Raw genomic sequence first — 326 nt, forward strand, 5'->3', positions numbered from 1 at the left:
GTAACCGATTCTTTACAGGCTAAAATATCGTCGCGAGTACCTTGGGCAATTATATGCCCGCCATGCACACCAGCACCTGGGCCAATATCAATAATGTGATCGGCTGCGCGAATGGCATCTTCGTCGTGCTCAACCACAATGACCGTGTTACCTAAATCGCGTAAATGCACCAATGTTTTTAATAATCGGTCGTTATCGCGCTGATGCAAACCAATTGATGGCTCATCCAGTACATACATAACACCCACTAGGCCTGCGCCAATTTGGCTTGCAAGGCGAATACGTTGTGCTTCACCGCCCGAAAGCGTATCGGCACTTCTATCGAG

1 pseudogene is annotated in these 326 nt (G+C 48.5%); it reads right to left on the reverse strand.

From position 1 onward, the window contains the following. Positions 1-326 (reverse strand): annotated as a pseudogene (locus tag AAEY62_RS21275) (excinuclease ABC subunit UvrA); the annotation flags it as partial.

Origin of the sequence: Pseudoalteromonas sp. GW168-MNA-CIBAN-0100, from assembly GCF_040309225.1 — a bacterium.
Classification (GTDB): Bacteria; Pseudomonadota; Gammaproteobacteria; order Enterobacterales; family Alteromonadaceae; genus Pseudoalteromonas; species Pseudoalteromonas arctica.